Here is a 25833-nt window from a genome sequence, read left to right as displayed (position 1 = left end):
CGGACTACTGCCAGCCGGGCCGGACCAGACCGGATTCGTAGGCCATCACCACGAGTTGCGTCCGGTCCCGAGCGCCGAGTTTCACCAGGATTCGACTCACGTGGGTGCGGGCGGTGGCGGGGCTCATGAAGAGGCGCCGGCCGATTTCGGCGTTGGTCAGCCCTTCGGCGACCAGCGCCATCACCTCGCGCTCGCGGTCGGTGAGTTCGGACAGGGCCGCGGTCGGCGCGGGTTTGGCGTGGGTGGCGAATTCGGCGACCAGGCGGCGGGTGACACTGGGCGAAAGCAGTGCGTCCCCGTCGGCGACCACCCGCACCGCCCGCACCAGATCCGCGGGTTCGGTGTGTTTGACCAGGAAACCCGTGGCGCCCGAACGCATGGCCTCGAAGACGTACTCGTCGAGTTCGAAGGTGGTGAGGACGACCACTCTCACGCCGGTGAGATCGGGATCGGCGGCGATCTCCCGGGTCGCGGCCAGGCCGTCGAGCAGCGGCATCCGGATATCCATCAGAACCACATCCGGGCGCAGTTCCCGGGTCAGCCGCAGCGCGTGCTCACCGTTGTCGGCCTCGCCCACGACCGCGATCCCGTCCTGAGCGTCCAGCAGCGCGGCGAATCCGGCGCGGACGAGGGCTTGGTCGTCGGCGACCAGGACGCGAATGTCGTTCACGAAACCTCCTGTAGCTCAGGGTATTCGGAGCCGATCACCGGGGTCCGGGTGGTTCGGCCGCTGGGGCGGGTGTTCCGGGATCGCCGGCGGCGGTCACCGGGATCGGTAGCCGAGCATCCACCCGGAACCCACCGTCGGCGCGCGGCGTCGCCGACACCTCCCCGCCCAGTGCGTGCGCGCGTTCGACCATGCCGGGAATCCCGTTCCCGCCACCGGTTGTGGACGACTGTGGAGAATTCGGAGGTCGCTCGTTGTCCACAGTGATGCACAGCTCGCTCGGTGAATAATCCACAACCACCGTCGTTTCCGCGCCGGGCGCGTGTCGCAGCACATTGGTCAGCGATTCCTGCACGATGCGGGCGGCGGCCACGTCGACCACCACGGGAAGCCGGCGCGGTGTGCCCGTAATCCGGGTGTGGACCGCCGTCCCGGCGGCGCGGGTCGGAGCCAGCAATGATTCCAGATCGCCGATGCCGACCGCCGGACCGGTCGGCGCCGCAACGGTTTCCGCGCCGGCACGGATCGAGCGCAGCAGACTGTGCACCTCACCGATCGCATCGCGGCTGACCTCTTTGATCGCCGACAGCGCGGTCGCGGCCTGTTCGGGTTTGCGGTCGAGCAGTTCCAGCGCCACCGACGACTGCACATTGATCAGCGACAGGCTGTGCGCGAGCACATCGTGCAGTTCGCGCGCGATGGCCAGCCGCTCCTGGGCCGCGCGCTGTTCGCGCTCGGCGAGTTCGCGGGCGCGTTCGGCCTCCCGGTTGCGCCGCGCCGCCTCGGCGCGCTGACGCCGCGCGATCAGCGCCGAACGCCGCTGCCGGACGCCCTCGGCGATCGCGATCAGCACCACCAGCCAGGCCAGGATCCCGGCGACCGGCCAGCCCCCGGGGCCGTCGCCGCGCAGGGCGGGCACCGGCCACACCATCAGCAGATATCCCAGCGGCACCAGCGGATAGGTGTACCAGCGGGAGCCGCGCGAGGCCGCGGTCAGGAAGGCGATGACCAGCGATACGAAGACCGGTCCGTAACCGTAGCCGACCAGCAGATAGGCGACGGTGACCGCGAGCACGCCCACGAACACCGCCCGGGGATACATCGAGCGCAGCGCCAACAGCAGCGGGCCGGCCACCAGCAACGCGTATCCCAGCGCATCCAGTGGTCGCACGCCGGACTGATGCGCATTCGCCGCATGTCCGACGCCCAGTTGGACAGCGGCCACGACGACGCTCAGCATCACATCCCGGGCACCGGGCCGCCTACTCGACTGCACAGTTCGAACGGTAACCCCGCCGCGCCGCGCCGCGAGCCCCCGCGCCGCGAATTACGTCCAGATACGTACGCCGAGGCGGGCACCGTGACGGATGTGTCGCCGCAGGTCGAAGCGGATGGTCGAGATATGAACAGATCGAATGCCGATCCGGGTGGCGCGCTCCCCGGTACGGCCACGCAGGCTCGGCCGACCGCGGCCGAGGTCGTGGTCACCGACGCGCTCACCAAGAAGTACGGCGACCATACGGCCGTGGACGCGGTGTCCATGTCGGTGCGGCGCGGCGAGATCTACGGATTTCTCGGTCCCAACGGCGCCGGTAAGACGACGACGCTGCGGATGCTCGTCGGGCTGATCGCACCGACCTCCGGTACCGCGACGGTGCTGGGCCGCAGTCCCGGCGAACCGGAGTCGTTGCGGCGCATCGGCGTTCTGATCGAAGGGCCCGGCTTCTATCCGTACCTGTCCGGCCGCGACAACCTGCGGGTACTGGCCCGCTACCACCGGACCGAGCGCACCGCCGGTATCCGGCGTCGCGACCGATTCGCCGAGGTGGACGAGATCCTGGCGCGGGTGGGTCTCGCCGATCGGGCCGACGACCGCTTCCGCACCTATTCGCTCGGCATGAAGCAGCGCCTCGGCGTCGGCGCCGCGCTGCTCGGCAATCCCGACCTGCTCATCCTCGACGAGCCGACCAACGGCCTGGACCCGGCGGGCATGGCCGAAATGCGGGAACTGGTCACCGGTTTGGCCGCCGACGGGCACACCGTCGTGCTCTCCTCGCATCTGCTCGGCGAGGTGCAGGAAATCTGCGATCGGGTCGGCGTGATCTCCGGCGGGACGCTGCTCACCGAATCGACGGTGAACGAATTACGGGGCGCGGCAACGCTTCTGGTGCGCGCCGAGCCGCTGGAGACGGCCTATCCGGCGGTGCGCCGGGTGGTGGGTGAACACCGCGCGCTGCTGGCCGCCGCCGGCATCAGGGTCGATGCCGGTAGGGCACTGGCGCCCGAGGTGGCGCGCGCGGTGATCGCATCCGGCGCGGATCTGCTGGAGCTGCGCACGGACGAGAAGTCGCTGGAGGAAGTGTTTTTCGAGATGACGAAACAGGAGCACCCGTGAACGACGTATTGGCTTGCACCCGAGCCGAATTCGCGCGGCTGCGGAAGTGGCCCGCGTTCTGGATCGTGCTCGGTACCTGGATCGCGCTGAATCTCGTCTTCGCCTATCTGTTCAACTATCTGGCCTACACCTCGGGCAGCAGTTCCCGGATGTCGAACGGGCAACCGCGCGAGGTGCTGTTGCAACTGATGCTGCCCGCGGCCGTGCCGGAGGTGTTCACCCAGGGCATGGCGATGTTCGGCGGTGCGCTCATGCTGGTACTCGGGGCGCTGGTGGTGGGCAGCGGATACGGCTGGGGCAGTTGGAAAACCGTCTTTACACAGGGGCCTTCGCGCCGCGCGGTGGTCGGCGGCACCGTGCTGGCCCTGACGAGCGTGGTGGTGGGCTTGGTCGGTGCGGCGTTCGTGGTGGATACCGGTGTGGCCGCGGTGATCGGGGTCGCCGAGCACCAGACGCTGACGCTGCCGACGGCCGCGCACACCCTGTTCGGCCTCGCGACCGGCGTGGTGATCCTCGGTATGTGGACGCTGGCCGGGGCGCTGATCGCGGCGATCGCGCGCGGTCCGGCGCTGGCGGTCGGGCTGGGGCTGGTGTGGGTGCTGGTGGTGGAGAATCTGCTGCGCGGCGTTGCCTCGATCTTCTCGCCGATCCGGGCCGTCACCGACCATCTGCCGGGGACCGCGGCGGGTTCGGCGGCCGGGGCCATGCGCAGTGTGGGCGGCGCCGCGACACCGGGCGTCGTGGACATCCTGTCGCGACCGGCGTCGTTCCTCGTCCTGGCGGCATATATCGCGCTATTCGCCTGCGGCACAGTGGTATTGATGGTGCGTCGCGATATGGCGTGACCGTCCGCGCGGTGTCGCGCGGGAATCGTGCCGGACAGCGGTGAGTCGAGCGTTCTCGGCGAGTAGGTTCGATCGCGACGGCTCATACAATACTCACTCGACGAAAGGACAGCGATGCCTACACGTAGCGCGCGTACCGCATGGACCGGTGGCTTGCAGGACGGATCCGGACAGGTCGACCTGGCCAGTTCCGGTGTCGGCAAATTCGACGTCTCGTTCCCGAAGCGGACCGCCGATACCGCCGAGGGCACCACCAGCCCCGAGGAATTGATCGCGGCCGCGCATTCGTCCTGCTACGCGATGGCGCTGTCCGGTCAGATCGGCGCCGCCGGCGGCACCATCGAAAGCCTGGACGTGAATGCCGACGTGACACTCGGCCCGGATCCCGCGGGCGGCTTCCGCATCTCGAAGATCGCGCTGACCGTGCGCGGCCGGGTCTCGGGTATCGACGCGAGCGGCTTCGAGCAGGCCGCCCAGACCGCCAAGGCCGGTTGCCCGGTCAGCAAGGCCCTCGCCGGCGTCGAGACGATCGAACTCGACGCCGCACTCGAAAACTGAGCCGGCGCTCGCCGAAGTAATCGCGGGCGTCGGGGACAGCCACCCGGTGGTCGGGCCGACCACCGGGTGCAGGGACCACTACTGGGCCGGTTTGCCCGCGACGTCGAGGACGACTTCGAATTCCAGCAGGGAGGCGCCCGTGGCGACCGGCTGGCGGGCCTGTCCGGCGTGCGCCTCCTTGGCCGGTCCGTCCCGCCACGCGGCGAACGATTCCTCCGAATCCCACTGCGTCACAACGAAATACCGGTTGTCACCGGCCACCGGGCGGAGCAACTGGAAGCCCAGGAAGCCGGGCGAGTTCTCCACCGCGTGCGCGCGATGCGCGAAGCGCTTCTCGAGTTCGGGTCCGGCTCCCTCGGGAACCTCGATCGCATTGATCTTCACAACAGCCATGAGCCCAGGCTAATCCTATGGTTCGCCACGTATCGTCGGTGCCGATGTTGTACGACGAGGGCGGCACCGGGGTGCCGATTCTGCTGCTGCACGGATTGATGGGCAGCGCGCGGACCTGGGCCGGCCAGGTGCCGTGGCTGCGCGAATTCGGTCATGTCCACTCCTTCGACGCCGCCGGCCACGGTCGCCCGGCGCCGCCGGAGCTCACCACGGAGGCGTTCGTCGCCGACCTGGCGGGCGCGACCGCCGCGATATCGGAGCCCATGGTGGTGATCGGGCATTCGATGGGAGGACTGCACGGATGGATGTTCGCGGCCGCGCATCCCGAGCGGGTGCGGGCGCTGGTGGTCGAGGATATGGCGCCCGATTTCCGGGGGCGCACCGCCCAGCACTGGGCGGAGATGATCGAGGCCTGGCCGCAGCCATTTGCCGATGCCGACGCGGTACTCGACTATTTCGGCCCGGTCGCCGGGCGCTACTTCCTCAACTCGTTCACGCCCGCGCCGGACGGCTACCGGTTGCACGGTTCCGTCGCGACCTTCCGCGACATCTCCGAGGAGTGGGGCACTCGCGACTTCTGGGCCGAATGGGCTGCGGTGCGCGTGCCGACACTGCTGATCGAGGGCGAATACACGATCACGCCGCCGGGTCAGATGCGGGAGATGGCGGCGGTGCGGCCGGGCGTGCGCCATGTGGTCGTCGGCGCCGCCGGACATCTCGTCCACGACGATCAACCCGCTGTCTATCGCGCCGAAGTCGAACGGTTTCTGCACGAAAACGTGGGTTGATCGGATCGCGCGCGGGCGGGAGCGGGCCGAAACAGCGGCCTTCGGGGGCTGCGGTCCGACAGCTGCGGGCAATCGCCTTCAGTCTCGGGCCGGAGCCGACGTATGCTCCTCTGAGGCCCCGACCAAAAGGTGAATCATGATTAACTTCTCGATCCCCGCCGACCTCGCCGCCGAACGTGACCGCATCCGCCGGTTCGTCATCGACAAGATCGTCCCGTTCGAGCGCGACCCCCGCCTGACCGCGCACGGGCCCAACGACGAGCTGCGGCAGGAATTGGTCGAAGTGGCGCGGGCCGAGAAGCTGCTCACCATTCAGGCGCCGGAGGCGCTCGGCGGTCGCGGGCTCACCCACGTCGAACAGGCCGTGCTGTACGAGGCGGCCGGATGGTCCACCCTGGGGCCGGTCGCGATGAACTGCGCCGCGCCCGACGAGGGCAATATGTTCCTGCTGTCCAAGGTCGCGAACCCGGAGCAGGTGGACCGCTACCTGATGCCGGTGATCGACGGCCACCAGCGATCGGTCTTCGCGATGACCGAACCCGGGGGCGCCGGATCGGATCCGGCCCAGCTCGCCACCACCGCCACCTTCGACGGCGAGAACTTCACGATCAACGGCCGCAAATGGCTGATCACCGGGGCCGACGGAGCGAAGACCTGGATCGTCATGGCCAAACTCGAGGACAACGACCACCTCCCCGCGGGCCCGACCCTGTTCCTCACCGAGGGAGATACGCCGGGAATCGTCATCGAGCGAACCATGAACACGATGGACCGCAACTACGTCGGCGGCCACGGCGTCGTGCGCTTCGAGAATCTGGTCCTGCCCAAGGAGGCGTTGCTGGGGGAGAGCGGCCAGGCCCTGCGCTACGCCCAGCTGCGACTGGCGCCCGCCCGCCTCACCCACTGCATGCGCTGGCTCGGCGCCGCCGAACGTGCCCAGAGCATCGCCGTCGAACACGCCAAGACCCGCACCGCCTTCGGCAAACCGATCGGCGAACACGAGGGCGTGTCGTTCATGCTGGCCGACAACGAGATCGCCCTGCACCAGTGCCGCCTGACCATCTGGCACGCCTGCTGGCTGATGGATCAGGGCCACAAGGCGCGGCACGAGAGCTCGATGGCGAAATCCTATGTATCCGAGGAACTGTTCAAGGTCGCCGACCGCTGTGTCCAGGTCCTCGGGGGCATCGGCATCAGCGACGAGACCGTGGTCGAGATGATCTTCCGCGACATGCGCGCCTTCCGCCTCTACGACGGCCCCACCGAAGTCCACAAATACGCGATCGGCCGCCAAGTGCTGCGCGGATAGAGGGCCTGCCCGCGCTGCCCCCGTCAAGGCGCACATCTACGAGCCGTTCACTCTGGTGGGTCTCGGCCCGCCTCGATTTTGCAGCGACGGAGCGATGGAGCGCAGCGACTGAGCGGAGGAGTGAAAAATCGAGGCCCAGGGGGCCGAGACCCCGCCGAAGCGAAGCGAAGGCCAATAACACAGCAAGTAAGGTGGGCGGGAAAGATCACCCAAACCTAGGATTGTGTCGCATGAGTTCGGAACTGCAGGTCGATGTGTCCGCCGGTGTCGCCGTACTCACGCTCAATCGTCCCGCGCAGCAGAACGCCATGACGCCCACGATGGCGGCGGAGCTCGGAACCGCGCTGCGGCGCTGCGATACCGAGGACGCTATCCGCGCGGTGGTGATCACCGGGACTCCGCCCGCGTTCTGCGCGGGCGCCGATCTGTCCGCCCGCGTCGGTGACGTGCGCGGCACGATCGATCCGCCGCCGTGGCAGATCCGCAAGCCGGTGATCGCGGCCGTGAACGGGCATGCCGTGGGCATCGGGCTGTCGCTGGCACTGCAGTGCGATCTGCGATACATGGCGACCGACGCCGTATACGGGCTGAACCAGGTGCGTCGCGGCGCGATGGCCGACGGTTACGCGCACTGGACACTGCCGCGTCTGGCGGGGATGGCCAATGCGGCCGACATCATGCTGACCGGTCGCACGTTCGACGGTGAGGAAGCGCGCCAGATGGGCGTGGCCAACAGCAGTCTGCAGGCCGGCGAGGTGTTGCCGACCGCCCTGGCCGTGGCCCACGACCTGGCGGCCGGTTCGGCGCCGCTGCCGACGGCACTGACCAAGCGGCTGCTGTGGGAGGGCCTCGGAATGAGCCCCGAGGCGGTCGGCCGGCTGGAATCCGAACTGCACGGCTTCGTCGGCAAGAGCGTGGACGCGGCCGAGGGGATGGCGGCGTTTCGCGACCGCCGCCAGCCGCAGTGGAAGGGCAGTATCAGCGCCGAATGGCCCGCGGGCGAGTTGTCGTCGCCGGGCGAACGTCCGGGGCTCGACGGCACCACCGAGGAACCGGCCTAGCGGACGGTCAGCGCCCGCCGATGAGCATCATCAGAAAGACGCACGCGTACAGCACCATCAGTACCGTGCCGACGATGCCGACCACATAGCCGACCACCACCTGCGAGCGGCCGCCGATGGTGCCGCCGGACATCTCGATCTGGTCGAGCGCCCGTTTGCCCATCACCCACGCCACCGGACCCAGTGCGCCGCAACACAATAGGCTCAGCACACCCAGGATCAGCACCGTCGTCGCATGGGGGTGTTCGACCGGGTTGCCGGTCGGCGGCTCAGGCAGCGATCCCCAGTAGTCGGGTTGATTCATGGCCACCGTGCGAGTTTACGGCGTGCCGACCCGAAAAGCTTGGTAGACGGGCATCTTGGGAGTTTCCGGCCCTGCTCAGCGACGTTGCCGGGCGATGTCGGAGAGCACGACGCCCGCCGCCACCGAGGCGTTGAGCGACTCCACCGGCCCGGCCATCGGGATGCTGATGATGGTGTCGCAGGTTTCGCGGACCAAGCGCGACAGGCCCTTACCTTCCGAGCCGACGACCACGACGGTCGGTGTGGTGCCGTCGAAGTCGTCGAGGACGGTGTCGCCGCCGGCGTCGAGGCCGACCACCTGCAGACCGGCCTTGGCCCAATCCTTCAGTGTGCGAGTCAGATTGGTCGCGCGCGCCACCGGCAGCCGGGCCGCGGCGCCGGCGCTGGTGCGCCAGGCGACCGCCGTGACACTCGCGCTGCGGCGCTGGGGAATCACCACGCCGTGGCCACCGAACGCGGCGACGGAACGGATCACCGCGCCCAGGTTGCGGGGGTCGGAGATGTTGTCCAGCGCCACCAGCAGCGGCGCGGTCCCGGACGCGCGCGCACTGTCCAGCAGATCCTCCGGATGGGCGTAGCGGTACGGCGGCACCTGCAGGGCCATGCCCTGATGTAAACCGTTGGCGCTCATCCGATCCAGATCGGTGCGCGACACCTCCAGGATGGAGATTCCGGCGTCGGCGGCGCGCTGCACGGATTCGGTCAGGCGGTCGTCGTTCTCGGTACCCAGCGCGACATACAGCGCGGTGGCCGGAACCTCCGCGCGCAGACACTCCACCACCGGGTTGCGGCCCAGCACCAACTCCGGTCCGTCGTCGCCCTTGCGGGTGCCGGGCCGGGCGCGGTTCTGGCCCTGCGTCGCCTTGGCCGCTTTCGCCGCCACCGCAGCGCGTTTCGAGGCCGGGTGGTTCTTGCGCATGGTGGCGGGCGGGGTGGCGCCGCGGCCCTCGAGCCCGCGGCGGCGCTTACCGCCGCTGCCGACGACCGCGCCCTTCTTGGTGCCGCCCTTGCGGATCGCACCTCGTCGCTGCGAATTTCCTGCCATCAGTATGCCTTTCGTGTCGGTCGCGACACCCGCACCCGATCAGCAGGCTTCGCCGGTTGAATCATTTGGCCAGCGACCAATCCGAGCCGCCGGCAGTGTCGACGACTTCGATTCCGGCCGCACCGAGCCGATCGCGCACGGCGTCGGCGGTGGCCCAATCCTTTTCGCTGCGGGCCCGCTGGCGGCGCTCGAGTTCGGCCCGCACCAGGATGTCGAGTGCGGATTCGGCCGCCGAGGTGTCCTTCGGGCCGGCCCAGTGCGGATCCAGCGGATCGACACCCAGGATTCCGAGCATCGCCCGCACCTGTCCGGCGGCCTCGCGCGCCGATTCGCCCGCGCCCGCTTCCAGCGCTCGATTGCCCTCGTGCACCACGCGATGAATTTCGGCCAGTGCCTTCGGGATCGCGAGATTGTCGTCGAGCGCCTCGGCGAAGGCATCGGTCCATTTCCCGACCGCGACCTCACCCACCCGCTCGACGGTGCGCTGTACGAATGCCTCGAGTCGCTGATAGGTCTGCGCGGCATCGCGCAGCGCCTGCTCGGAATATTCGAGCATCGACGCGTAATGCGCACTGCCCAAATAGAACCGCAATTCCACGGGCCGCACCTGGGTGAGAATATTCGGCACCGAGAGCGTGTTGCCGAGCGATTTCGACATCTTCTCGCCGCCGAGCGTCACCCAGCCGTTGTGCAGCCAATACTGTGCGAATCCGTCTCCGGCAGCACGGGATTGGGCGATTTCGTTCTCGTGGTGCGGGAAAACGAGGTCCATACCACCGCAGTGGATATCGAATTCGGGGCCGAGGTAGAACTCGGCCATCGCCGAGCATTCCAGATGCCAGCCCGGGCGCCCGGGACCCCACGGCGACGGCCAGGTCGGCTCGCCCGGTTTGGCGGCCTTCCACAGCGTGAAATCGCGCGGATCGCGTTTACCCTCGCCGGCGCTCTCGCCCTGCTGCACATCCTCGAGTTTGTGCCCGGAGAGCGCACCGTATTCCGGATAACTGCGCACATCGAAATACACGTTGCCGCTCGACGCGTAGGCGTGCCCGCGGTCGATGAGCCGCTGCATCATCTCGACCATCTGGGTGATGTGTCCGGTGGCCCGCGGTTCCACCGACGGCGGCAGTACCCCGAGCGCCTCGTAGGCGCGGTCGAAGGCGCGCTCGTGGGTCGCGGCCCATTCCCACCACGGGCGGCCCGCGGCGGCGGCCTTGGTGAGGATCTTGTCTTCGATGTCGGTGACATTTCGCACGAAGGCCACGTCGTAGCCGTTCGCGGTGAGCCAGCGGCGCAGCACGTCGAAGGCGACGCCGCTGCGGACGTGCCCGATATGAGGTTCGCCCTGCACGGTGGCGCCACACAGGTACACCGACGCACGTCCAGGGACCAGCGGGGTGAAATCCCGCAGGGTCCGCGTCGCGGTGTCGAACAGGCGCAGAGTCACGACCAGCCATCCTAAGGCTTGTTGAACAACGGTATGGGTGGGCCCCTCCTATGGTCCACGGTCCATCGAATGCGATGGCACCGCGGGTCCGGAAAGGATTCGCCGGGGCATGTTTCCGGAGCGAGTTTCGAGCCGAGCGGTGCGGCCGAAGGCGCGAGTGCGAATACGGCGGTCGGCGCCGAGTCCGCTGCGGTCGATCGACGCGAGCAGTAAATCCGCGATGGATCGCCGACTGCGGTTATGCGGTACTACATCGCCCGTCGTGCACGAGTAATGCGGTCGCCACCGCGGCGATGCCCTCACCGCGTCCGGTGAGTCCCAGACCGTCGGAAGTCGTACCCGATACCGAAACCGGTGCGTCGAGCAATTCGCCGAGTATTTTTTGCGCTTCGGCGCGTCGCGGCCCGATCTTGGGGCGATTACCGATGATCTGTACCGTCGCGTTGAGGATCCGATATCCGGATTCGCCGAGCAATCGCCGCACCTCGGTCAGCATCGCGGCGCCGGATACGCCTTCCCATTCGGGCCGTCCGGTGCCGAAGACCGCGCCGACGTCGCCCAGGCAGGCGGCCGAGAGCAGCGCGTCGCACAGAGCGTGGGCGGCCACATCGCCGTCGGAATGTCCGGAGCAGCCGTCGTCGCCCTCGAACAGCAGTCCGGCCATCCAGCAGGGCCGGCCGGGTTCGATGGGATGCACATCGCTGCCGATGCCGGTGCGCAGCGCGGTGAGATCGGTCATCCGGTCACCGCCGCTCCGGTCGTCGCGGGGAGCGCAGCGTCCGCTACCAGCGCGTTCGCGAGTTTCAGATCGAGTGGGCCGGTGATCTTGAAGGCCAGCGGATCGCCCGGGACCACCGAGACGGTCGCGCCCGAGGCCTCCACGAGGCCCGCGTCGTCGGTGGCGGGCAGGTCCAGCGCGTACGCCTCGCGCAGCAGCGCGGTATCGAAGCCCTGGGGAGTTTGAATGGCCCGCAGCCCCGAACGGTCGGGTGTACCGGTGACGTCGCCGACCGCATCGACGGTTTTGATGGTGTCGGCCACCGGTATGCCGGGAACGACGGCGCGGTGACCGGCGTCCAGCGCGTCCACGACCCGCGCGATCAGCGACGGCGGCGTCAGGGCGCGGGCCGCGTCGTGCACGAGGACATGGGTGGCTTCCGGTGCGGCGGCCAGGCCGGCACGGACCGAGTCGGTGCGTTCCACGCCGCCGGCCACCACGTCGACCGGTATCGGGCTGGCCGCGTGGGCACGGGCGGCGAGCAGTTCCCGGGCCGCATCGATCATCTCGATGGGCACCATGATCACGATGCGGTCGACGACCCCGGACGCGATCAGACCGTCTACTGCGTGTACGAGCATGGGACTGCCGCCGACCGGGACGAACGCCTTGGGTGTCGATTCACCCAGGCGAACGCCCCGGCCGGCGGCAGGAACCAATGCCACAACGCGGCGGGAGTTGAGCGTCAAGGCGATGCGGTCAGGAAGCCGCGGCGAGAACCTCGTCGAGCAGGGTCTCGGCCTTGACGTCGTCGGTGCCCTCGGCGAGCGCGAGCTCACCGACCAGGATCTGCCGGGCCTTGGCCAGCATCCGCTTCTCGCCGGCGGACAGGCCGCGGTCCTGCTCCCGACGCCACAGGTCGCGGACGACCTCGGCCACCTTGTTCACATCGCCGGAGGCGAGCTTCTCGAGGTTGGCCTTGTACCGCCGAGACCAGTTCGTCGGCTCCTCCGTGTGCGGAGCGCGTAGCACCTGGAAGACTCGGTCGAGACCTTCCTGGCCGACGACGTCGCGGACGCCGACGTACTCCGCGTTCTCTGCGGGAACCCGAACGGTGAGATCGCCTTGGGCGACCTTCAGGACCAGATACTCTTTCTGAACACCCTTGATGGTGCGAGTCTCGATTGCTTCGATCAGCGCCGCTCCGTGGTGGGGGTAAACGACGGTGTCTCCGACCTTAAAAATCATGTGTCCCGTGCCCCTTTCGATGTTCACAGTTTAACATGCGACTCGATAACGCCGCGATCAACGGCGCAGGTCAGGGGGCACAACAGGCGGACCTTGGGGCTTGACAGATCGCGATGCGTATGCATCTTGTTGCGGCAGAAGGGGATACGCGGCTCGCGGGTCGCCGCGGAACATTACACCGGACCGGTCCACACCGACCACCCCGCGAACTACTACGCTGCCTACTACTACTCTCCATCGTGGAGTGAGCCGGTCGACATGGAGGACAACCCGTGACTGCCCTGAAAGCCACCACAGCGTCGAATGTGACCAAGGTGTCGCGGCGCGCAATCGCTGTTGCCGCGCTGGCCACCGGTGCGGCGCTGGCGTTGTCCGGATGCGGTGCCGGTCAGATCTCGCAGACCGCGGGCCAGGTGCCCGCCGTCAACGGCGCCGCGGCCACCGTCGGCGATGTGGCGCTGCGTGACGTGCGCATCCTGCTGCCGCAGTCGGAGGAGTACACCAATGCCAAGGGCGGCAAGTCCGTCGTCGCGTTCAGTGCGATCAACGAGGGTTCGTCCAAGACCGACCAACTGGTCAGCATCACCACCGACCTCGGCCAGGTGAAGATCACCCCGGCCACGCCGGAGCTGGTCCCGGGGCAGACGGTCGTCGCCGCGAGCCCGGAAGCGGCCAAGGCGGCCCAGGCGGGCGAGAACTCGACGCCGACCTCCGCTCCCGCGCAGCCCACCAGCTCGGCCGCGACCCCCACGCCGGAGCACAGCGCGTCGCCGCGCCAGGAGGGTGCCGGAACGCCCGATCAGCCGGCCGACCCGAACGCGCATCCGATCCTGGTCGAGGTCACCGGGCTGTCCAAGGACATCGTGCCCGGCCTCACCTACGGCGTGACCTTCAACTTCAAGAACGCCGGCACCGTGCAGGTGCAGGTGCCCGTCGACGCCGGCCCGGACACCCCGCGGCACGAGGGCGCGACGGTCGCCGAGCACGGCGGCCACTGAGCCGCGCCTGCGCGCATCCCGCCCCGGTATACCGGCCCGTGTCGGCCCCTCTCTCTAGGCTGCGCACGTGGCCAAGGTGAAATCGGTGTACCGCTGCTCGGCATGCGGGAACGAGGTTGCCAAATGGGTGGGGCGCTGCCCGGGGTGCAACGAATGGGGGACCGTCGACGAGGTGGTGACGGCCGGCGCCGCTGCGGGAACGCATGCCGCCGGGCGCCGGGCGCTGCTGCCCTCGACGGCCGCGGCGCCCATCTCGACCATCGATTCGAAGGTCACCCGCGCCCGGCCCACCGGTGTCGCGGAACTGGACCGCGTCCTCGGCGGCGGGGTGGTGCCGGGATCGGTGGTGCTGCTCTCGGGTGAACCGGGCGTCGGCAAGTCGACGCTGTTGCTCGAGGTCGCCCACCGCTGGGCCCGGCAACGCGACGAGCGCGCGCTCTACGTCACCGCCGAGGAGTCCGCCGGACAGGTCCGGCTGCGCGCCGACCGGACCGGGGCCGTGCACGAAAGGGTCTATCTCGCAGCAGAATCCGATCTCGCCACGATTCTCGGCCATGTCGATCAGGTCCGGCCGACACTGCTGGTGGTCGATTCGGTGCAGACCATGCTGGCCGCCGACGCGGACGGGGTGATCGGCGGTGTCACCCAGGTACGGGCGGTGACCGCGGCCCTGACCTCCCTGGCCAAGGCGAGCGGGATCGCGGTGCTGCTGGTCGGCCACGTCACCAAGGACGGCAATGTCGCCGGGCCGCGCACCCTCGAACACCTGGTGGACGTGGTGTTGCAGTTCGAGGGCGACAAACACTCCACCCTGCGCATGGTGCGCGGTATCAAGAACCGCTTCGGCAGTGCCGACGAGGTGGGCTGTTTCGAACTGCACGACGACGGCATCGTCGGGGTGAGCGATCCGTCCGGGCTGTTCCTGCATCACCGCGCGGATCAGGTTCCCGGGACCGCGATCACCGTCGCGATGGACGGTAAGCGGCCGCTGCTCGGCGAGGTGCAGGGGTTGACCGTATCCACCCAGGTACCCGCGCCGCGGCGGGCGGTCAGCGGTCTGGACTACAACCGTGTGTCGATGGTGCTCGCGGTGCTGCAGAGCCGCTGCGGTGTGTATCTGGGCAAGCACGACGTGTATGCCGCCACGGTCGGCGGGATGCGATTGACCGAACCCGCCGCCGATCTGGCCGTCGCGGTCGCGATCACCGGCGCCGAACGCGATATCCCGCTGCGCGCGGGCATGGTGGTGCTGGGCGAGGTCGGTCTCGCCGGGGAGGTCCGGCGTGTCACGGGGGTCGGGCGCAGATTGCGCGAAGCCGAGCGGCTAGGTTTCACGGAGGCGTTGGTACCGCCGGGGACCGACCTGTCCGGCATCGGAATGAAGGTGCACGAGGTCGCGAGTGTTCGTGCGGCACTCGCCTCGAGTGGTTTGTCGAAGCGACGACGCGAGCGTGTGGAGGCTGTGGAATGATCCCGGGCCGTTGGGTGACCCACCTGCTCGGCCGTCCCGCGCCGCGCGGCAGGTTCATGAGCCCAGCGGATGTGCCGGTCGCGGCGGATGCGGCGGAGGCGATGCCCGCGGCGGAGGCGGTCCGGGCCGACGACGATCCCGGTCTGAGCACCACCATCGCCCGGCTGGTGCCGGGGACCGAACTGCGCGACGGTATCGACCGGATTCTGCGCGCCCGCACCGGCGGGCTGATCGTGCTCGGCTACGACGAGGAGCTGGAACGAATCTGCGACGGCGGATTCGAACTCGATGTCGAATTCTCGCCGACCCGGCTGCGTGAGCTGTCGAAAATGGATGGCGCCGTGGTGCTTTCGACCGACGGTGCACGCATCCGCCGCGCCAATGTCCATCTGGTGCCCGACCCCGGCCTGCCGACCACCGAATCCGGCACCCGGCACAAGGCGGCCGAGCGCACCGCCGCGCAGACCGGCTATCCGGTGGTGTCGGTGAGCCGCTCGACGGGCATCGTCACGGTCTATCTCAACGGGCACCGGCATCCGATCCAGACCTCCGAGACCATCCTGTCGCGAGCCAATCAGGCGATGGCGACGCTGGAGCGCTACCGCTCCCGGCTGGATGAGACCACCCGGCAGCTGTCACTGGTGGAACTGAACGACTGCGCGACGGTGCGCGATGTGCTGTCGGTGGTGCACTGCCTGGAACTGGTCCGCCGCGTCGCGCGCGAAATCAGTTCCGACGTGGCCGAACTCGGCGTCGACGGCCGCCAGCTGGCGCTGCAACTGGCCGAACTCGTCGGCAACACCGAGGCCCTGCGCCGCCTGCTGGTCCGCGACTACATCCGCAGTGAACCGGTCGACGACGCGATGGTCGACCGCACCCTGGCCGCCCTCGACGGGCTGCTCGAGGTGGATCTGCTCGAACTCACCAATCTCGCACCGGCCCTGGGTTTTCCGGCGACGTTCGAAGCTCTCGACACCGCCGTGGGCCCGCGCGGATACCGGGTGCTCGCCGAGATCCCGCGGGTGCCGCTGCGCCGCGCCGAACCCGTGATCGCCGCCTTCGGCTCGCTGTCGGGCCTGGTATCGGCGAGTGCGTCGGAGATCGAGGGCGTCGACGGCATCGATGCGCATCTGGCCCGCCAGATCCGCGAGGGCCTGTCCCGGCTGTCGGAGTCCGGTGCGGTCCGATCGACGGAATCCGGCACCGTCTGAACCGGACGGAATCCGGCACCGTCTGAACCGGTTCGGGCGCGGCCGGATTCGAGCCTCGTGTCAGGCGATGTTGAAGGTCTCCGGTGCGCTGCGCACGGAACCGAACTGCGCCACCACCGCGTATCCGCCGGCCGGCACCGGAACGCGATCGCCCGCACAACCCGGCTGCGAGGTGGTACCCGACCAGGTGAGGGTGAACGCCGCCTGCTGGCCGCCGTTGAGCGTGCGCACATCGGCCGGACCGCCCTGATCGCAGTCGGTGTTCGACCACAGCTTGCGCTGGCCGTCCAGCGACTGCACCCACACCTGCTGCAGCCCCGAACCCATATCCCGGCTGCAGGCCGCGGTCGAGATGTTGGTCAGCACGATGGTGATCACCGGCTGATCACCGGCCTTGTAGGTCGGCTGGCCGACGGTCACCTTCACCGCCAGCGACTGATCCGGACACGGGGCCGGGACGCCGCTGGCCGTCGAATTGACGGTGCCCGAGGCCGGAACCTTCGAACCGCTGGGATCGGCGGTGGTGGACCCGGCCGCCTTGGCGGAGGTGGAGGTCGCCGCCGCGGCCTTGGGGTCCTTGTCGCCCCCGCCGCTGCGCAGCAACATCAACGCCAGCCAGATGACCAGAGCGAGCGCGACGATCAGCGCGCCGATGGCGAGCAGGCGGCGACGCCAGTAGATCTCCGGCGGCAGCGGTCCATTCGGTTCCAGCACGGCAACAACGGTAAGGGCACGATCGTGCCGTTCCGCTCAGGTACGCGGCGTGTCGGCGCCGAAATGGCGGTGACGCCGGGTACATTTTCGCGCCGTCTTCCGCGACGGCGCCGTCACCCGGCGGTCACCGTGTGAGAACCGTTGTGGTTCAGACCGTTTCGCCGATATCGCCGATCACCTTGTGCAGCAGCGCGCGGCCGTCGGCAAGCTTGTAGTTCACACAGGCGATGGCGCACTGCCCGCTCGCGACCCGATCGGACACGATCTTCGAGCGATCGGTGAGCAAGCGCGCGGTCTCCTGCACGTGGCGGGCCTCGAGTTCGTCGACCTCGGTGAGTCCGTCGCGGCGGCCGGTCAGGATGGACGGCGTCACGCGCTCGACCACGCTGCGGATGAATCCGCCGGGCACGTTGCCGTCGTCTAGTGCGTCGATGGTCGCGCGAACCGCGCCGCAACTGTCGTGCCCGAGGACGACGATCAGCGGCACGTTGAGGATTTCGACGCCGTATTCGATCGAACCCAGCACCGACTCGTCGACGACGTGGCCGGCGGTCCGAACCACGAACATATCGCCGAGGCCCTGGTCGAAGATGATCTCGGCGGCGACCCGGGAGTCGCCGCACCCGAACAGGATGGCCCGGGGCTGCTGCCCGCCGACGAGTTTGGCGCGGTCGGCGGCGCCCTGGCTGGGGTGCTGCAGTGTGCCGTTGACGAACCTGTCGTTACCCTCGCGGAGAGACTTCCAGGCACTGATCGGGTTGGTATGAGGCATGCGTCCCATTTTCCATGGCTTGAGGGCTACCGGCGAGTCCGTTCGGCTACACATGGGCAAATTTCGGATCACCGGCGGGCTCGCGCGGCGGTGATGTCGTGAGCTCGAAGACGGCGACCGAGGCCACCCGTGACCCGGCCGCGGGCGTGGACAGCGACGTCCTGATCGACTGGTACGAGCAGTCGGCCCGGGACCTGCCGTGGCGGCGCCCCGGAGTGAGCGCCTGGCAGATCCTGATGAGCGAGATCATGCTGCAGCAGACGCCCGTGGTGCGGGTGGAGCCGATCTGGCGGGAATGGGTGCGGCGCTGGCCGGTGCCCTCGGCCATGGCCGCCGCCTCGCCCGGCGAGGTGCTGCGCGCGTGGGGCAAGCTCGGCTATCCGCGTCGCGCCCTGCGGTTGCACGAATGCGCGCGGGTGCTCGCCGCCGAATACGGCGACGTGGTGCCCGACGATGTCGAGGTGCTGCTCACCCTCCCCGGCATCGGCGCCTATACGGCTCGGGCGGTGGCCTGCTTCGCCTACGGGCAGCGAGTTCCGGTGGTGGACACCAACGTTCGCCGTGTGGTTGCCCGGGCGGTGCACGGCCGGGCCGAGGCCGGGAACCCGCGCACCCGCGATCTGGCCGAAACCGAGGCCCTGCTGCCGGTCCGGATCGACCGGGCGGCGGTCTTCTCCGCGGCGTTGATGGAACTGGGAGCCACCGTCTGCACCGCGCGCAATCCCGACTGCGAGCGCTGTCCGCTGCCGCGCTGCACGTGGGTCACCTCCGGTCGCCCGGCCTCGGACGTGGTGCGTCGCACCCAGAAGTACGACGGCACGGACCGGCAGGCTCGCGGCCGCCTCCTCGACGTGCTGCGCGCGGCGACCGGACCGGTCGAACGAGTGGCTCTCGACCTGGCCTGGACCCGCGATCCGGGCCAGCGCGATCGGGCCCTGGATTCCCTGCTCGTCGACGGCTTGATCGAGCAGACCGCCGACGGGCTGTTCGCGCTCGCCGGTGAGAGCGGCGCGAACTGAGACGCGGGCGGATCGGCCCGAGCGTTCCCAGCATCGGCGGGAACTTACAGTTCGGCCGATGAAACTTCTGCTCGACCGACCCTTCGTCCTCGCCTGGATGTACGCGCTCGCCTCGGCAGTGTTGGGCCCGTTCATCTTTCTGGGCGGCTACTCGTTCTTCACGCAGGGAGTCGGTGATTACTGCGACCCGGTGCACGGTGACGCTGCCGCCCGGGACGCGGCGTTCCGCGCCGCGCAGACGTTCCAGATCACCGGCGCCGCTGTGATGCTGGCCCTCGGAGTTCTCGTGCTGATCCGCCTGTGGTCCCGTCGACACGACATCAACCGCAATCTCGTCGTCGTCGCGAGCGGCCTCGGGGTCGTGCCCATGATGGGCGGCTTCGTCCTGGTCATTCTGCTGTCCGGGCCGGGCGGGCAGTCCTGCTGGCCGAGCTGACCCGAGACGGGCGGCCGATGACGACCGCTGGATCTCACCCGCGGACCGGCAGCTGCACGTCCTCCGCTCGGCCGCGTAGCGAATCCGGGTCGTTCGAGGCGTCGATCCGCGGAGCCGGATCCGACACGCCGCCCACTCGTGACTCGGCAGTGCCCGGCGTCCGCAGGGCCGTGCGCCGGCGGGCCCGCAGGATCGGGCGGCCGATGAACCGGCAGACCAGGTAGATCACGAACGAGATGGTCGTGATGAAGGTCGAGACCGGGACGCCGGGGGCCAGCGACAGCAGAATTCCGCCGACCGCGGCGATTTCGGCGAACAGCACCGACAGCAGTGTCGCCCGTAGCGGGCTCGCGGTGAGCTGAGCGGCGGCCGCGGCGGGGGTGATCAGCAGCGACAACACCAGCAGGGCGCCGACGATCTGCACCCCGAAGGCGGCGGTCACGCCGAGCAGCACCGCGAACACCACCGAGAGCGCGCGCACCGGAACCCCGCGCGCCACGGCCACTTCCGGGTCGGTGCTGGCGAAAAGCAAGGGGCGATAGATGAACGCGAGCACCGCCAGCACGCCGATGGTGCACAGCGCGAGCGAGGTGAGTCCGGTGCCGCCGACACTGACCACCTGTCCGGTGAGCAGGGAGAATTTCGATCCGGCGCGACTGGGCCCCAGCCAGAGGAACAGCACCGACAGGCCGAGCCCGAACGACATCACCACCGCGATCACCGAATCACGTTCGCGCGCCTTGGAACCCAGCAGCCCGAACATGACGGCCGCGATCACCGAACCCGCGATCGCCCCGGCGCCCACGCCGATGCCGACCAGCAGCGCCGCCGCCGCACCGGTGAGCGACAGTTCGCTGGTGCCGTGCACGGCGAACGACATCTGCCGGTTCACGATGAGCGGTCCGATCACGCCGGCGAGCAGTCCCAGCAGGGCGGCCGCGAGCACGGCCTGCTGCACGAAGTCGTAGGACAGCAGGTCGGCGGTGGTGTGCAGATCCAGCATCTTGGTGAGGACATCGGAAAGTTTGTCGTTCATTCGCCGGCTCCCTCGGTGTGGTGCGTGCCCAGCGCATCGATCTCGTCACCGGTGCCGACGACCACCAGCCGGCCGCGCACGCGCAGTACGTCGACCTCGGTGCCGTAGAGCTCCGACAGCACCTCCGAGGTCATCACCTCGTCCGGGGTGCCGATCCGGAACTTGCCCTCCACCAGATACAGCACCCGATCCACCAGCGGCAGAATCGGATTGATCTCGTGCGTCACGAACAGCACCGCGGTGTCGTGGGTGCGGCGGCGGCGATCGATGAGTTCGGACACCAGCCGCTGATTCGCCAGATCCAGGCTCAGCAGCGGTTCATCGCACAGCAGCACGCGCGGATCACCGGCCAGCGCCTGCGCCACCCGCAGCCGCTGCTGTTCCCCGCCGGACAGCGATTCCAGCGGCGCGTTCGCGAAATGTTCGGCACCGACCTGTGCGAGGGCGTCGGCGACGCGGCGGCGGCGTTCGCCCCGGCCGCGCCAGCCCAGGCCCCAGCGATGCCCGTCCACGCCCAGCCCGACGAGATCGACGCCGCGCAACTGCACGCCGGCGTCGATCGTCTTCTGTTGCGGCACATAACCGATCCTCGGATTCCCCAGCCGCGCGGGCGCCCCACTCACCTCGACCGTGCCCGCACTGGGCGCGAGCTGTCCCAGCAGCATCCGCAGCAGCGAGGTCTTACCGGATCCGTTGGGCCCCAGCACCGCGACGAATTCGCCGGGCGCGATATCGAGATCGAGGCCCTGCCAGAGTGTGCGCGGCCCGAACGCCAGGCTCGCTCCCCGCAGCGATACCGCGGGGGCGGCGATATGCGATGCCTTCGCCGGGGCCTGCTCGGGCGCCTCGGTTCGGGTGTGCCCCGTCATCACTGTCTCCCTCAGCCGAGCGCGCCGGCCAGCGCCGTCGCGTTGCCGGTCTGCCACGTCACGAAATCGGTGTTCGCCGGGAGGGTTTCGGTGACCTCGACAATCGGCACGCCCGCGGATTTCGCGGTCGCGGCGACGTCCTTCGTGGTCTTGTCCTCGGTCTGGATGTTGTAGACCAGCGCTCGAACCTGCTTGCCGGTCAACAGGTCTCGTACCGCCGCCAGATCCGCCGGGGACGGATCGGTGCCCTGTTCGATCGCTTCCTCGAAGGGATGCGGGGTGCGGTCGTCGGTATCGGCGGCGGCGAGCAGGTAGTGTGCGAGCGGCTCGGTCTGCAGCACCGGCGACTTCGGATGCGCGGCAGCGATTTTCGCGGTGATCGCGGTGACGCCCGCCAGCTGCCCGCGCAGCGCCGCGGCGCGGTCGGCGAACGCCTGCCGGTGCCCGGGATCGATGCGGCCGAGTTCGTCGGCGATCCGCCCGGCCACCGCGTCGACCGTCTTCATGTCGTACCAGACGTGTTCGTTCTCGTCGTTCGGCGCCGAACGCAGGTCGAAGGCGGCGATGCTGGGTTTGCCACGGCCCGCGGCCGCCTTCTCGGCGAACTCGTCGTAGTGCCCGCCGTTGTAGACGACCAGCGCGGCGTCGCGGATCGCGGCGGCATCGGTCGGACTGGTCTCGTAGGAGTGCGGGTCCACGTTCGGGCTGTCGATGATCGACTTCACCTCGACATCGGGACCGCCGACCGCGGCCGCGACGCTGCCCCACACGTCGGTGGAGGCGACGATCTTCGGCTTCCCCGAATCCGCGGAGGTTCCCGAGCAGGCGGCCAGCGTGACCGCGGTGGTGATTCCCAGCGTGACGACAGCGATTCGAGCGGCGAAACTTCTGATCACGCGGGTACTCCTGCACACGAGCTCTTAACGGAAACGATTTCCATTTAAATGTAGCGTATGTGTCCAGCCCGGACCCCATCGATCGGACCGACCGGGATGTGAACCGCACCACGAACAGGGCCCGCGAGCGCTCGATCCGAGCGACCGCGGGCCCTGGAACGGGTATCCGGCGAGCTGGAGCTACTGCACCATCGCCGCGACCGGCTGGCTCAGCAACTGAGCGCAGCGCAGCAGACCGAGATGGCTGTAGGCCTGCGGGTGGTTGCCCAGGGAGCGTTCGGCGACCGGGTCGTACTCCTCGCTGAGCAGTCCGGTCGGGCCGGCGACATCCACCAGCTGGGCGAACAGCGCCTCGGCGTCCTCACGCTTGCCGATCAGCAGGTAGGCCTCCACCAGCCAGGCGGCACACAGGTGGAAACCGCCCTCGCCGCCGGGCAGGCCGTCGTCGTGGTGGTAGCGGTACACCGTCGAGCCGCTGCGCAGCTCGGCCTCGGTGGCGACGACCGTGGCCGCGAAGCGCGGATCCGACGGCTCGATCAGACCGCTGAGGCCGATGTGCAGGGTCGCGGCGTCCAGATCGGTGCCGTCGTAGGCGGCCGTATAGGACTGCACCTGTTCGTTCCAGCCCTTGGCCTTGACCTCGTCTGCGATGGTCTCGCGCAGTTCGACCCACACCGGATCGATGCCGCGGTCGAACCGCTCGGCCAGTTTCAGCGCCCGGTCGACGGTCAGCCAGCCCATCACCTTCGAATACACGTGGTGACGCGGGTTGCCGCGGATCTCCCAGATGCCGTGGTCGGGTTCGCGCCAGCGTCGCTGCACGGCCGAGACCATGGCCTGCACCAGTTCCCAGTCGCGGTCCGGCAGCGCCTTGGCCGGGTCGAGAATGCCCTTGCCCTCGCGTGCCTCGGCCAGGGCCGCGATCAGATCCACGATCGGGCCGAAGACATCCAGCTGGACCTGCATATTCGCCGCGTTGCCCACGCGCACCGGCCGCGAGCCCGCGTAACCGGGCAGCTGGTCCAGCACGGCCTCCGGAGGCAGCGTCTCGCCGTAGAGCGTGTACAGGGGGTGCAGGCGTTCCGGTCCGGCCAGGGTCTCGAGCACGCGGTGCGTCCAGGCCAGGAAATCCTCGGCCTCCGACAGCGAGCCCAGGGTGACCAGCGCGTGCGCGGTGAGCGAGGCGTCGCGCAGCCAGCAGTAGCGGTAGTCCCAGTTGCGGACGCCGCCGATGTCCTCGGGCAGCGAGGTGGTGGCCGCGGCCAGAATCGACCCGGACGGAGCATGCACCAGTCCGCGCAGCGTCAGTGCCGAACGCTTCATCAGATCGGGCTTGAGCGGCGGCAGGTTCAGATCGGAGGCCCAATCGCGCCAGTACCGCTCGGCCTCGTTGCGCCGGTCCGCCTCGCTGACCATCGCCGGGGCGAGATCGGAGGTGCCGCAGCGCATTTCGAGCACGATCGGTCCCTGCGAGGGATCGACCACCGCGCGGGCGACGTGGTGGATGCCCTCCTCGGAGATCTCCCACTGCACGCCGGGGGAGCGCAGCACGATCGGATCGTTGGTGCCGTGCACGCGCAGGCCCGCCGGTTCGCGGACCAGCGTCACCGGCACCTGCCCGAATTCGGGGCGGGGTGCGAAGGTGACCACCGCACGCGCGTCCCCGGTGATCACACGAGTCAGATCGGTGCGTTCCAGTGCGACGTCGTGCGGCAGGTAGTCGACGATCTTCAAACTGGACCAACGGGTTTCGACGGTCATCGTGCCGTCGACGTAGCGCTGTGACAGCGGCAGACTCTGACGCTCGGGGGCGATGGTGAAATGTCCGGCCGCCGGGCCGCCCAGCAGGTGGGCGAAGACCGCCGCCGAATCCGGTTCGGGATGGCAGAACCAGCTGACGGTCCCGTCCGGGGTGAGCAGCGCCTTGGAGCGCGGGGAAGCCAGCATGGTCAGCCGCTCGATGCGCGGCGCGGACGCCCCCGCCAGCCAGGTGCGGCGTTCCTCGAGCAGGAACGCCAAGGCCTTGGCGACCTCCTCGGTGCTGGGCACCCGGTATTCGGCCAGGCTGTCGCCGTCGCCCACCTTGATGCCGATATCCGGACCCGACAGCCGCGCGAAGGCCTTCTCGTCGGTGACGTCGTCACCGAAGAAGACCGCCGCGGAGGCGCCCTCCTGATGGCGGATGATGTCGAGAGCGGCGCCCTTGTCGGTCTGGATGACGGCCAGTTCGATGACCGCCTTGCCCTCGGTGACCTGGATGCCGACCCAGCTCGCCGGGCCCTGCCGGGCCTGCTGCAGCGCGCGACGGCCCACCTCGGGAGTGGCATTGCGCACATGCAGCGCGATGCTGGCCGGTTTGGCTTCGACGGTGACGCCGGGATTGTCGTCGGCGATGGCGGCCAGGGCGTGGCGCACCTCGGTCAGCAGTTGCTTGGCGTCGTTGTCGATGGCGTGCACGAAGCCGACATCGAATTCCGAGCCGTGGCTTCCGATCAACTGCACCTCGACGGGAAGCCGGGAAAGCGCCGCGAGATCTCGCAGCGCGCGGCCGGAGATGACGGCCGCGGTGGTGGTCGTCAGGCCGGCGAGCGCACGCAATGCGCTCACCGATTCCCGATGGGGATAGGCCTTTGCCGGATCGGAGACTATGGGCGCGATTGTCCCGTCGTAGTCCGAAGCGACCAATAGCCGCGGCACGCGGGCTACGGCCGACAAGGCACGGCGAAGTTCGTGTGGCAGATCCTGTGCGCTCACGCATCCAACCTAGTGATCGGAGGAGATTTTTCAGGGCGCGAGAAACTTTACTGGGTCAGGTTTGCCCGCGTGTTGGCGCAGTGATACGTGCTGTTTACACGAGCTCGCCAGGCAGGTTTCGAACGCCCGGACCTACATTGTCCGGCAATTCGCTTCCTGCCGCGCGCTCAGGACTTCTCGCCCAGCAACAGGTCGACGGTCAGGTCGAGACGCTCGGCCACATCGGTCGCCGAGGCGCGCCGGGTGAGCCACGCCACCAGATTCGACAACCACACGTCGCTGATCACCCGGGCGATGGCCAGATCGCGTTCGGTGGGCTCGCCCTCGTTCACGGCACGCGCGAAGAAGCGGTCCATCACCTTGCCGACCCGGTCGACCTCGGCGGCCGCGGAGGCGTCGGCGAACATGAACGCCCGCGTCATGGCCTCGGTGAGCAGTGGATCGCGCTGCATGGCCCGGGTGACCTGGGTCAGCATCACGTGCATGCGTTCCTGCGGGGTCTGCCCGGCCAGCGGCTTGCGTCTGCTGTCGAACTGCTCGAATTCCCGGGCCAGCGCCGAGACCAGCAGATGCACCTTCGAGGGAAAGTATCGATACAGCGTGCCGACGGCGACGTCGGCGCGTTCGGCGACCGCGCGCATCTGCACCGCGTCGTAACCGCCCTTGGAGGCGAGCGCGAGGGTGGCGTCGAGAATTCGTTTGCGCCGCTCGCGCTGGGCCGCCGAGCTCAGCTCGTCCTCGCTCAGGGTGCTGACCGTCGCGCGATTGCGGGCTCCGTTCTGCGCACCCGAGTCGGCTGCCTGCTCTCGGGAGGGACTGGCCATTCGTGAAAGTCCTTTCCTGCACGCACGTCGGTTCCGGTGGCCGACGAGCGTAGTTC

The 25833-nt window shown here is 68.8% G+C and carries 27 protein-coding genes; 11 read left to right on the top strand and 16 right to left on the bottom strand.

Features of this window, described 5'->3' with window-relative positions:
• Positions 1–4: 4 nt before the first annotated feature.
• Together AC5592_RS24130 and AC5592_RS24125 are read right to left on the bottom strand one after the other, a co-directional pair.
• Complete coding sequence (locus AC5592_RS24130) at positions 5–670, bottom strand: response regulator transcription factor (RefSeq protein ID WP_036497462.1); 666 nt, start codon at positions 668–670, stop codon at positions 5–7.
• A 34-nt stretch (positions 671–704) separates the two neighbouring features.
• A complete protein-coding gene (locus tag AC5592_RS24125; RefSeq protein ID WP_063065487.1) occupies positions 705–1943 on the bottom strand; it encodes a sensor histidine kinase in 1239 nt (412 codons plus the stop codon).
• 126 nt (positions 1944–2069) lie between these two features.
• Between AC5592_RS24125 and AC5592_RS24120 the strand changes: the two genes are divergently transcribed.
• The 3 genes from AC5592_RS24120 (at position 2070) to AC5592_RS24110 (ending at position 4465) form a co-directional block, all read left to right on the top strand.
• Entirely contained in the window at positions 2070–3062 is a 993-nt protein-coding gene (locus AC5592_RS24120; protein WP_083870553.1) for an ABC transporter ATP-binding protein, read from the top strand.
• Complete coding sequence (locus AC5592_RS24115; protein ID WP_063065486.1) at positions 3059–3907, top strand: ABC transporter permease subunit; 849 nt, start codon at positions 3059–3061, stop codon at positions 3905–3907. Before AC5592_RS24120 ends, AC5592_RS24115 begins: the two co-directional genes overlap by 4 nt.
• 114 nt (positions 3908–4021) lie before the next feature.
• A complete protein-coding gene (locus AC5592_RS24110) occupies positions 4022–4465 on the top strand; it encodes an OsmC family peroxiredoxin (RefSeq protein WP_063065485.1) in 444 nt (147 codons plus the stop codon).
• Positions 4466–4543: 78 nt separating this feature from the next.
• On the opposite strand, the gene mhuD is transcribed toward AC5592_RS24110, so the two are convergent.
• Positions 4544–4858 (bottom strand): mycobilin-forming heme oxygenase MhuD, encoded by a 315-nt coding sequence (mhuD, locus tag AC5592_RS24105; RefSeq protein ID WP_036497507.1) that lies wholly within the window; start codon positions 4856–4858, stop codon positions 4544–4546.
• 44 nt (positions 4859–4902) lie between these two features.
• On the opposite strand from mhuD, the gene AC5592_RS24100 reads away from it, so the two are divergent.
• The 3 genes from AC5592_RS24100 to AC5592_RS24090 all read left to right on the top strand — a co-directional run bounded on the left by AC5592_RS24100 (position 4903) and on the right by AC5592_RS24090 (position 8016).
• Complete coding sequence (locus AC5592_RS24100) at positions 4903–5646, top strand: alpha/beta fold hydrolase (RefSeq protein WP_063065515.1); 744 nt, start codon at positions 4903–4905, stop codon at positions 5644–5646.
• 136 nt (positions 5647–5782) lie between these two features.
• Positions 5783–6955, top strand: coding sequence for an acyl-CoA dehydrogenase family protein (locus AC5592_RS24095; RefSeq protein WP_036497505.1), 1173 nt, complete (start codon positions 5783–5785; stop codon positions 6953–6955).
• Between the two features lie 230 nt (positions 6956–7185).
• Positions 7186–8016: an enoyl-CoA hydratase/isomerase family protein gene (locus AC5592_RS24090; RefSeq protein ID WP_036497503.1), complete on the top strand. Its 831-nt coding sequence runs from the start codon at positions 7186–7188 to the stop codon at positions 8014–8016.
• A gap of 7 nt (positions 8017–8023) precedes the next feature.
• On the opposite strand, the gene AC5592_RS24085 is transcribed toward AC5592_RS24090, so the two are convergent.
• From AC5592_RS24085 to carD, 6 genes are all read right to left on the bottom strand, one after another.
• Positions 8024–8320 (bottom strand): hypothetical protein, encoded by a 297-nt coding sequence (locus tag AC5592_RS24085; RefSeq protein WP_036497501.1) that lies wholly within the window; start codon positions 8318–8320, stop codon positions 8024–8026.
• A gap of 75 nt (positions 8321–8395) precedes the next feature.
• The gene (gene rlmB / locus AC5592_RS24080; RefSeq protein ID WP_036497499.1) at positions 8396–9364 is read right to left on the bottom strand and encodes a 23S rRNA (guanosine(2251)-2'-O)-methyltransferase RlmB; all 969 of its coding nucleotides are present in this window, start codon (positions 9362–9364) and stop codon (positions 8396–8398) included.
• Positions 9365–9425: 61 nt separating this feature from the next.
• On the bottom strand, positions 9426–10811 hold the full coding sequence (gene cysS, locus AC5592_RS24075) for a cysteine--tRNA ligase (RefSeq protein ID WP_036497498.1): 1386 nt from the start codon (positions 10809–10811) through the stop codon (positions 9426–9428).
• Between the two features lie 238 nt (positions 10812–11049).
• On the bottom strand, positions 11050–11532 hold the full coding sequence (gene ispF, locus AC5592_RS24070; protein ID WP_063065514.1) for a 2-C-methyl-D-erythritol 2,4-cyclodiphosphate synthase: 483 nt from the start codon (positions 11530–11532) through the stop codon (positions 11050–11052).
• A gap of 14 nt (positions 11533–11546) precedes the next feature.
• Positions 11547–12278 carry a 2-C-methyl-D-erythritol 4-phosphate cytidylyltransferase gene (ispD, locus tag AC5592_RS24065; RefSeq protein ID WP_036497496.1) on the bottom strand — a complete coding sequence of 244 codons (732 nt, stop codon included), beginning with the start codon at positions 12276–12278 and terminating at the stop codon, positions 11547–11549.
• A gap of 10 nt (positions 12279–12288) precedes the next feature.
• A complete protein-coding gene (carD, locus tag AC5592_RS24060) occupies positions 12289–12777 on the bottom strand; it encodes an RNA polymerase-binding transcription factor CarD (RefSeq protein ID WP_019931623.1) in 489 nt (162 codons plus the stop codon).
• A gap of 272 nt (positions 12778–13049) precedes the next feature.
• Here carD and AC5592_RS24055 point away from each other — a divergent pair, with 272 nt between their 5' ends.
• The 3 genes from AC5592_RS24055 to disA all read left to right on the top strand — a co-directional run bounded on the left by AC5592_RS24055 (position 13050) and on the right by disA (position 16457).
• The gene (locus tag AC5592_RS24055; protein ID WP_063065484.1) at positions 13050–13775 is read left to right on the top strand and encodes a copper chaperone PCu(A)C domain-containing protein; all 726 of its coding nucleotides are present in this window, start codon (positions 13050–13052) and stop codon (positions 13773–13775) included.
• Positions 13776–13842: 67 nt separating this feature from the next.
• A complete protein-coding gene (gene radA / locus AC5592_RS24050) occupies positions 13843–15246 on the top strand; it encodes a DNA repair protein RadA (RefSeq protein ID WP_063065483.1) in 1404 nt (467 codons plus the stop codon).
• A gap of 101 nt (positions 15247–15347) precedes the next feature.
• Complete coding sequence (disA, locus tag AC5592_RS24045; protein WP_063065512.1) at positions 15348–16457, top strand: DNA integrity scanning diadenylate cyclase DisA; 1110 nt, start codon at positions 15348–15350, stop codon at positions 16455–16457.
• Between the two features lie 60 nt (positions 16458–16517).
• Here disA and AC5592_RS24040 read toward each other — a convergent pair whose 3' ends face one another.
• The gene (locus AC5592_RS24040) at positions 16518–17171 is read right to left on the bottom strand and encodes a DUF4232 domain-containing protein (RefSeq protein WP_036497521.1); all 654 of its coding nucleotides are present in this window, start codon (positions 17169–17171) and stop codon (positions 16518–16520) included.
• A 148-nt stretch (positions 17172–17319) separates the two neighbouring features.
• Complete coding sequence (locus AC5592_RS24035; protein WP_036497560.1) at positions 17320–17943, bottom strand: carbonic anhydrase; 624 nt, start codon at positions 17941–17943, stop codon at positions 17320–17322.
• A 98-nt stretch (positions 17944–18041) separates the two neighbouring features.
• Between AC5592_RS24035 and AC5592_RS24030 the strand changes: the two genes are divergently transcribed.
• Both AC5592_RS24030 and AC5592_RS24025 read left to right on the top strand, forming a co-directional pair.
• Positions 18042–18962 (top strand): iron-sulfur binding domain-containing protein, encoded by a 921-nt coding sequence (locus AC5592_RS24030; RefSeq protein WP_051024159.1) that lies wholly within the window; start codon positions 18042–18044, stop codon positions 18960–18962.
• A 58-nt stretch (positions 18963–19020) separates the two neighbouring features.
• Positions 19021–19398 carry a hypothetical protein gene (locus tag AC5592_RS24025; protein WP_036497523.1) on the top strand — a complete coding sequence of 126 codons (378 nt, stop codon included), beginning with the start codon at positions 19021–19023 and terminating at the stop codon, positions 19396–19398.
• 34 nt (positions 19399–19432) lie between these two features.
• Here AC5592_RS24025 and AC5592_RS24020 read toward each other — a convergent pair whose 3' ends face one another.
• The 5 genes from AC5592_RS24020 to kstR form a co-directional block, all read right to left on the bottom strand.
• Positions 19433–20434, bottom strand: coding sequence for a metal ABC transporter permease (locus AC5592_RS24020; protein WP_083870554.1), 1002 nt, complete (start codon positions 20432–20434; stop codon positions 19433–19435).
• Positions 20431–21303, bottom strand: a complete 873-nt coding sequence (locus AC5592_RS24015; RefSeq protein ID WP_083870555.1) for a metal ABC transporter ATP-binding protein — start codon at positions 21301–21303, stop codon at positions 20431–20433. The genes AC5592_RS24020 and AC5592_RS24015 overlap by 4 nt, the downstream gene beginning before the upstream one ends.
• An 11-nt stretch (positions 21304–21314) precedes the next feature.
• Positions 21315–22199, bottom strand: a complete 885-nt coding sequence (locus tag AC5592_RS24010; RefSeq protein WP_063065482.1) for a metal ABC transporter solute-binding protein, Zn/Mn family — start codon at positions 22197–22199, stop codon at positions 21315–21317.
• Positions 22200–22379: 180 nt separating this feature from the next.
• A complete protein-coding gene (otsB, locus tag AC5592_RS24005; protein WP_036497525.1) occupies positions 22380–24953 on the bottom strand; it encodes a trehalose-phosphatase in 2574 nt (857 codons plus the stop codon).
• 167 nt (positions 24954–25120) lie between these two features.
• Positions 25121–25777 carry a cholesterol catabolism transcriptional regulator KstR gene (gene kstR / locus AC5592_RS24000; protein ID WP_036497527.1) on the bottom strand — a complete coding sequence of 219 codons (657 nt, stop codon included), beginning with the start codon at positions 25775–25777 and terminating at the stop codon, positions 25121–25123.
• Between the last annotated feature and the right edge of the window lie 56 nt (positions 25778–25833).

Origin of the sequence: Nocardia violaceofusca NBRC 14427, from assembly GCF_963869435.1 — a bacterium.
Taxonomy (GTDB): domain Bacteria; phylum Actinomycetota; class Actinomycetes; order Mycobacteriales; family Mycobacteriaceae; genus Nocardia; species Nocardia aobensis.
The sequence above is the reverse complement of the archived record's forward strand: the minus strand, read 5'-3'. Positions and strand labels throughout refer to the sequence as shown.

Coding starts and splice junctions, on each gene's coding strand:
- AC5592_RS24095 (WP_036497505.1), top strand. CDS start 5,783: ATGATTAACTTCTCGATCCCCGCCGACCTCGCCGCCGAACGTGACCGC.
- rlmB (WP_036497499.1), bottom strand. CDS start 9,364: ATGGCAGGAAATTCGCAGCGACGAGGTGCGATCCGCAAGGGCGGCACC.
- mhuD (WP_036497507.1), bottom strand. CDS start 4,858: ATGGCTGTTGTGAAGATCAATGCGATCGAGGTTCCCGAGGGAGCCGGA.
- AC5592_RS24025 (WP_036497523.1), top strand. CDS start 19,021: ATGAAACTTCTGCTCGACCGACCCTTCGTCCTCGCCTGGATGTACGCG.
- AC5592_RS24020 (WP_083870554.1), bottom strand. CDS start 20,434: ATGAACGACAAACTTTCCGATGTCCTCACCAAGATGCTGGATCTGCAC.
- carD (WP_019931623.1), bottom strand. CDS start 12,777: ATGATTTTTAAGGTCGGAGACACCGTCGTTTACCCCCACCACGGAGCG.
- AC5592_RS24015 (WP_083870555.1), bottom strand. CDS start 21,303: ATGACGGGGCACACCCGAACCGAGGCGCCCGAGCAGGCCCCGGCGAAG.
- AC5592_RS24085 (WP_036497501.1), bottom strand. CDS start 8,320: ATGAATCAACCCGACTACTGGGGATCGCTGCCTGAGCCGCCGACCGGC.
- AC5592_RS24110 (WP_063065485.1), top strand. CDS start 4,022: ATGCCTACACGTAGCGCGCGTACCGCATGGACCGGTGGCTTGCAGGAC.
- disA (WP_063065512.1), top strand. CDS start 15,348: ATGCCCGCGGCGGAGGCGGTCCGGGCCGACGACGATCCCGGTCTGAGC.
- AC5592_RS24090 (WP_036497503.1), top strand. CDS start 7,186: ATGAGTTCGGAACTGCAGGTCGATGTGTCCGCCGGTGTCGCCGTACTC.
- kstR (WP_036497527.1), bottom strand. CDS start 25,777: ATGGCCAGTCCCTCCCGAGAGCAGGCAGCCGACTCGGGTGCGCAGAAC.
- AC5592_RS24120 (WP_083870553.1), top strand. CDS start 2,070: ATGAACAGATCGAATGCCGATCCGGGTGGCGCGCTCCCCGGTACGGCC.
- AC5592_RS24100 (WP_063065515.1), top strand. CDS start 4,903: ATGTTGTACGACGAGGGCGGCACCGGGGTGCCGATTCTGCTGCTGCAC.
- AC5592_RS24035 (WP_036497560.1), bottom strand. CDS start 17,943: ATGCCTCATACCAACCCGATCAGTGCCTGGAAGTCTCTCCGCGAGGGT.